6 protein-coding genes are annotated in these 6048 nt (G+C 27.3%); 3 read left to right on the top strand and 3 right to left on the bottom strand.

Translation table 11 applies throughout. The features are described from left to right. Positions 1 to 159 precede the first annotated feature (159 nt). From E6A48_RS11945 to mgtE, 3 genes are all read right to left on the bottom strand, one after another. Positions 160 to 291 carry a hypothetical protein gene (locus tag E6A48_RS11945; protein ID WP_013243853.1) on the bottom strand — a complete coding sequence of 44 codons (132 nt, stop codon included), beginning with the start codon at positions 289 to 291 and terminating at the stop codon, positions 160 to 162. 38 nt (positions 292 to 329) lie between these two features. Next, positions 330 to 896 (bottom strand): hypothetical protein, encoded by a 567-nt coding sequence (locus E6A48_RS02160; RefSeq protein WP_219708341.1) that lies wholly within the window; start codon positions 894 to 896, stop codon positions 330 to 332. A gap of 91 nt (positions 897 to 987) precedes the next feature. Beyond that, on the bottom strand, positions 988 to 2349 hold the full coding sequence (gene mgtE / locus E6A48_RS02165; RefSeq protein WP_219708342.1) for a magnesium transporter: 1362 nt from the start codon (positions 2347 to 2349) through the stop codon (positions 988 to 990). A gap of 124 nt (positions 2350 to 2473) precedes the next feature. Here mgtE and pfkA point away from each other — a divergent pair, with 124 nt between their 5' ends. The 3 genes from pfkA to murJ form a co-directional block, all read left to right on the top strand. Next, positions 2474 to 3454, top strand: coding sequence for a 6-phosphofructokinase (gene pfkA / locus E6A48_RS02170; RefSeq protein WP_219708343.1), 981 nt, complete (start codon positions 2474 to 2476; stop codon positions 3452 to 3454). A 19-nt stretch (positions 3455 to 3473) separates the two neighbouring features. Next, positions 3474 to 4481: a WecB/TagA/CpsF family glycosyltransferase gene (locus E6A48_RS02175; RefSeq protein ID WP_219708344.1), complete on the top strand. Its 1008-nt coding sequence runs from the start codon at positions 3474 to 3476 to the stop codon at positions 4479 to 4481. Between the two features lie 85 nt (positions 4482 to 4566). Further along, positions 4567 to 6048: murein biosynthesis integral membrane protein MurJ (murJ, locus tag E6A48_RS02180; protein ID WP_219708345.1), on the top strand; the 1482-nt coding region annotated here is incomplete at its 3' end.

A 6048-nucleotide genomic window follows, 5' to 3' on the forward strand; every position in this document is an offset into this window, starting at 1 on the left:
GATTTTAGAGCATATATTTGAGATTAGTTTAGAATATAATTATTAATATTTTTAAAATCTATTTAAAATATATAAGTATATAAATATATTCTTATTGTTTTTAATTAAGAAAAGGCAACTATTGTTTTTAATAATTGCCTTTTATTTCACATTTACTATTTATAACGCTTTAATTTTTTTGCTTGTGATAGTTATAATATTTTGCTCTTTATACTTTGTAATTAAAGTTCTAATGTCATCTTTAGCTTCAATAGTGATAACATCTTCTCTCTCTTGAACTTGTGCTTCCATGATTTTATTCCTCCATGAATATTTTTTATATATTTAATTTAAAAATCTCCATCTCTCCATACTTTGAAATCTGGATAGTCTAGTTTTTTAGATTTATCTTCATACCATTTACAAACTGCAGCTGACATATTTATTACATAAAAGTTAAAATCTGTTTTCCAACCGTCATTTTTAAATTGTGCAAATGATGGTATAAATTTATTATTAATTGATTCATAAATACTTTTTTGCATTTCTTCAGTTGGTATGTTATTGTCTTTTATTGCTATTCTTAATATTAAAAGTATAGACATAGATGATAGAGTTGATGTTACTGTGCTGTATTTGGTAAATATTTCTTCTTTAGAGAAGTTTTGATTTATAGTATCTGTCCATAATTTTATAATATTTCCTAAAGCTTCTAATTGCTCTGGGGTAGCATTTTTATCTGTTACTATGCTTGCATAATATTCTGCTAATTGATTGAATGTAATAGTTGAGTTTTCATCGGATATAGATAATTCTTCTATGTTTTCTAATTTCATTGATTTTATCATACTATCATAATTATTTGCATATATAGAGCATACAGCAAAAATAAATATTAAAACTATGTATTTTTTCATAATTAAAATTCCTAAAAATAGTTTTAATTATTATCGGAATAGTTTAATATTACATTCGTTTTTTATTTTTTAAATTATTTTATTAGAATGTTTATATATTAATTTTTGTGAGTATTATGCTTGCTAATAATAAATATATAGAAGTACCTGTAATATCACATATAGAAGTTACTAAAGGCACACTGCTTGTAGTAGGGTCCTTTTTTAATTTAACAAATATAAAAGGCAAACATAACCCTATAAGACTTCCTATCACTACAACACATATCATAGATAATGATACCACCAAAGCTATCATTAACCCTCCCCTAAATATAGCAAGAAGTGATACAGCTAAACTCATAGTAATTCCAAGTATAGAAGATATAGCAATCTCTTTAAAAAACATAAACAGCCAGTCGCTTTTTTTTACATCTCCAAGCGATAAACTTCTTATTATTAGAGTAGAAGATTGAGCTCCTGCATTTCCGGCACTGTCTATTAGAAGCGGTAAAAAGAATATTAAAGAAACATATTTGCTTATAGTCTCTTCAAATATTCCTATAAAATATCCAGAAAATATATTTATAAAAACTAATATAAAAAGCCAAGTAATTCTTTTTTTGTATAGAGTTAGTATTGGAGCTTGTTTGATGTTTCCTGTAAAGTCATCATCTATACTTATAGCACCTAATTTATGAAAGTCTTCAGTTTCTTCTTCTTCAGCGATGTCAAATATATCATCAATAGTAACAATCCCTATTAAAGCATTTTTTGCATCTACTACAGGTATATACAATAAATCATATTTCCTTCCAACAAGTACAGCCTCTTCTTGGTCTGAATATGCAGAAAGATAGATTATATCTGTATGCATAAGGTTTTCTATTATGTCAGTTTTTTTAGCAAATAGTAAATCTTTTAATAAAATATATCCTAATAATATATTTTTATTATTAACTATATATATAACCTCAAAAGTTTCAGAATCTTTACCATGTTTTCTAATATATTCCAAAGTTTGATTTACAGAGAAGTTCGGAGAGATAGATATATATTCTGTAGTCATTATACGACCAACACTATATTCTGGATATGCTAATAATTTTTTACTTATATCTAAATCTTCTTTTTCCATTAAAGAAAATATTTTTTTATTTATTTCTTCTGGAAGCTCTTCAAAAAGAGAAGTTCTATCATCAGGACTCATTTCATGCATTAATTCTTCTATTTCTTTATCATTCATAGAAGATATTAATTCTTCCTGTTCATTAGCATCCAATTCTGCAAAGACTAAAGCAGATTTTTCTGTTGATAATAATCTAAAAAGAATTGTTTTATCTTTATTGCTTTCTAATATACGAATTATGTCCACTATTTCCACAGGGTGCATATCGTTTAGGAGATATTTAAGTTTATCCCATCTTTTATTTTCTATGATGTTAATTATTTCAATGTACTGTGAATTTATCATGTTAATTTTTTTTCTTTTTTTGTATATCAATTCTTTTATTATTAATATATAATATATATAACAAAAAATTAGATAAATAATAATATAATTAAATATTATATGTTTTATAAGGAGTTATTTCAATATGGCTGATATAAAGAAAATAGGAGTATTAACAAGCGGTGGTGATGCTTCAGGAATGAACCCTGCTATAAGAAGTGTTGTTAGAACAGCTATAGCTAATGGTTTAGAGGTAGTTGGTATAAGAGAGGGCTATCAGGGCTTAATGTATAATAATGTTTATCAAATGAATGCTGGTTCTGTTGGTGGCATTATTAACCATGGTGGTACAATTTTATTTTCTGCAAGATCTCCAGAGTTTCAAACAGAAGAAGGTATGAAAAAAGCAGCTGATAATATGAAATATAATGGTATAGATGCTTTAGTTGTTATAGGTGGTGATGGTACTTATAAAGGTGCATTAGATTTTGCTAATCACCATGAAGAGTTTCCTGTTATTGGTATACCTGGTACTATAGATAATGATATATTCGGTACTGATTATACTATAGGATATGATACAGCAGTAAATGTTGCAATGGAGGCTATAGATAAATTAAGAGATACAGCTACTAGCCATGGAAGATGTTTTGTAGTTGAGGTTATGGGAAGACATGCTGGTTATATTGCTTTGGAAGTTGGTATAGCTTCTGGTGCTGAGGATATACTTATTCCAGAAACTACTACTGATATTGATAAAATAGTAGAAAATTTACAAGCAGCAAAAAAGAGGGGTAAAAAATCTTCTATAATAGTAGTTGCTGAGGGAGATGAGTCTGGCGGAGCTATGGAGGTAGCTAAGCAGATAGAAGGTAAAACAGGTTTTGATACACGTGTAACTATACTTGGACACATGCAAAGAGGCGGTTCTCCTACTTCTCGTGAACGTCTTATGGCTGCAAGATTTGGTTATATTGCAGTTAAGGCATTATTAGAAGGTAAGAGAAATGTTGCTGTTGGTATATGGAAAGGTGAGTACACTTATACTCCATTAGCTGATGCTGTTAAAAAAGTTCCTAAAGTTGATCCTATAGATTTAGAGTTATGTAGAACTCTTGCTATATGATTTTAGGGCTTAATATTTTATGATAAATAAAAATTCTTTGTTAGGTATTAGAATAGATACCTTTAACAATGATTTATATACTGCTTTAGATCAACTAAAAGATGGAAATGATGTTCTTATAGTAACATTGGATGTGCATCAATTATTGAGTGTGCGTTTTAATAAAAAATTAAAAAATATTATAGAAAATGCTTCTTTGGTAATTGCTGCTCATCCTTCCATCTCTAAAGCATATAAGTTTATATATAAAGAAGAATTAGAATATATTAAAGACTTTAATTTATTTTCTGATATATTATCTTATATAGAACAAAGAAAAATGACTATGTTTTTATTTGGTGATGAAGAGAAGTATTTTTTTACAATCACCGAAAAAATGAAAAAAATATATCCTGATATTAGTATACTTGGAACTTATCAAAATACAAAAAATAAATCAGAATTGGATAAAGCTTTTATTGGATTTAAAAAAATGAATCCAGATGTATTTTTTATATATATGCCTTTTAAAAAGTCTTTATATTGGTTTAATGAAAACAATGGTAAATTAGGTATGAAATTATGTGTACCTATATCTAGACCTTTGGACTGTTTTTGCGGAAAGAAAAAATCGCCTAGCATGAAAATAATTGAAGCAAATAAAGATGAGTCTTTTTATCTTAAAAGAAATATTTTTAGGATATTTTTATATTGTGATTATATAAAGTTTTGGATATTAGTTTTTTTTGAAAAAGTTTCTGTGAATAGAGCTAAAAAAAGAATTATAAAAAATGCTAAAAAAGAGGCTAAGATAGAAGCTAAGAGAGAAAAAATTAAGGCTAAAGAATTAAAAAAAGAAGAAAAGAAAGCCTCAAAGGAATCTAAAAAAGAAGCTAAGATGGAAGCTAAGAGAGAAAAAATTAGAGCTAAAGAATTAAAAAAAGAGGAAAAGCAGGCTTTGAAAGAAGCTAAAAAAGCTCTAAAAAAAGAAAAGAAATCTCTAAAAAAAGATAAAAAAAGTTTGCAAGAAGAAGACAAAAAAGAATAATTAATCAATAATATAATTTCAGTATTTTTCTTATTTTAATTAATAATAGTTATATATAGATAATAACGATATAAGAGATAATTGTATGCAAGATAAAAATGAGAAAGTAAATACAAAAGAAAGTATAGTAAAATCAAGTTTGAAGATGTCTGTTGTAACTACCATAAGCAGAATTTTTGGACTTGTACGCGACCAGATACAGGCTATTTTACTTGGAACAACATTTATAGCAGATGCTTTTGCAATAGGCTTTATACTTCCAAACCTTTTGAGGCGATTATTTGCTGAGGGCAATATGGTTGCTAGTTTTATACCTGTTTTTACTGACCTTGAAAAAAATAAAGGTATTGAGGCTTCCAAAGTTTTTTTTAGGGCTATTTTTACACTGTTGTCATTAATACTAATATTTATAGTTTTTGTCGGAATATTAATTTCACCTTTATTAGTAAAGCTGCTTTATAAATCGGCAAGCTATGAGGCTTATAGATTGGCTGTCGATTTATCAAGAATAATGTTTCCTTATCTTTTGTTTATTTCACTTGCCGCTTTGATGCAGGGTGTTTTAAATGTGAGGGGGTATTATTCTATATCTGCTGCAAGTCCAATACTTCTTAATATTGTTATTATATCTTTAGCATTAATATTTTATTTTTTGCTTCCTAATGTTTTTAATAATATGTCTTATGTTTTTGCTATAGCGGTACTTATTGGAGGAATGGTGCAGTTTGCTTATCAGATTCCTTTTGTTAATAGGCTTGGGTTTAATTTTTTGCCTAATTTTGACTTTAGAGATAGTTATGTTTTAAAAATGATTAAACTATTTGCTCCTGGTATATTTGGGGCTAGTATTTATCAGATTAATTTGCTTGTATCTACTGCTTTTGCTGGTGCTATTGGAGAGGGGAGGGTGTCGGCTGTTACTTTTGCTAATAGAATACATGAGTTTGTTTTGGGTGTTTTTGCTGTTAGTATAGCTACAGTTATGCTTCCTACTTTAAGCAAATTAATAGCTAATGAGAAGTATGATGAGGCAAAAGATACATTATCTTATTCTTTGAGATTGGTGGCATTAATAACTATACCTGCCACTTTTGGGTTTATTATCTTAGGTAAAGAAATTGTTGCTATGATTTTTCAATATGGGGCTTTTTCAGAAAAATCCACTTTGCTTGTATCTAATGCTTTAAGGTATTTATCTATTTCACTTTTTTTTGTAGCTAGTTATAGGATAGTTGTTCAGTCTTTTTATGCTATGAAAGATATGAAAACTCCTGTATATATAGCTTTTTTTGCTTTTATTATTAATGCTATTAGCAATTATTTATGTGTTTATATATTTCATTTTGATATTATAGGTATTTCTATTTCAAGTGTATTGGCAAATATTGTTTCTTTTATTATATTATATATATTGCTTATGAAGAGAATGAATATGTCTTTCTCGCTTAATAAAGGTAAAATTAATACTATTAAAACTTTATTTGCAAGTATTATTATGGCTATGGCAGTTTATTCGAGTAGATTTTATATTTTTAGAGATAGTTTGAATACTACAAGAATAATTTTT

The sequence above is a fragment of the Brachyspira pilosicoli genome (genome assembly GCF_019402445.1).
Classification (GTDB): domain Bacteria; phylum Spirochaetota; class Brachyspiria; order Brachyspirales; family Brachyspiraceae; genus Brachyspira; species Brachyspira pilosicoli_B.

Bases quoted from the DNA above. Each gene is read 5' to 3' on its own strand.
- E6A48_RS02160 (WP_219708341.1), bottom strand. From the start codon at position 896: ATGAAAAAATACATAGTTTTAATATTTATTTTTGCTGTATGCTCTATA.
- pfkA (WP_219708343.1), top strand. From the start codon at position 2,474: ATGGCTGATATAAAGAAAATAGGAGTATTAACAAGCGGTGGTGATGCT.
- mgtE (WP_219708342.1), bottom strand. From the start codon at position 2,349: ATGATAAATTCACAGTACATTGAAATAATTAACATCATAGAAAATAAA.
- E6A48_RS11945 (WP_013243853.1), bottom strand. From the start codon at position 291: ATGGAAGCACAAGTTCAAGAGAGAGAAGATGTTATCACTATTGAAGCT.
- E6A48_RS02175 (WP_219708344.1), top strand. From the start codon at position 3,474: ATGATAAATAAAAATTCTTTGTTAGGTATTAGAATAGATACCTTTAAC.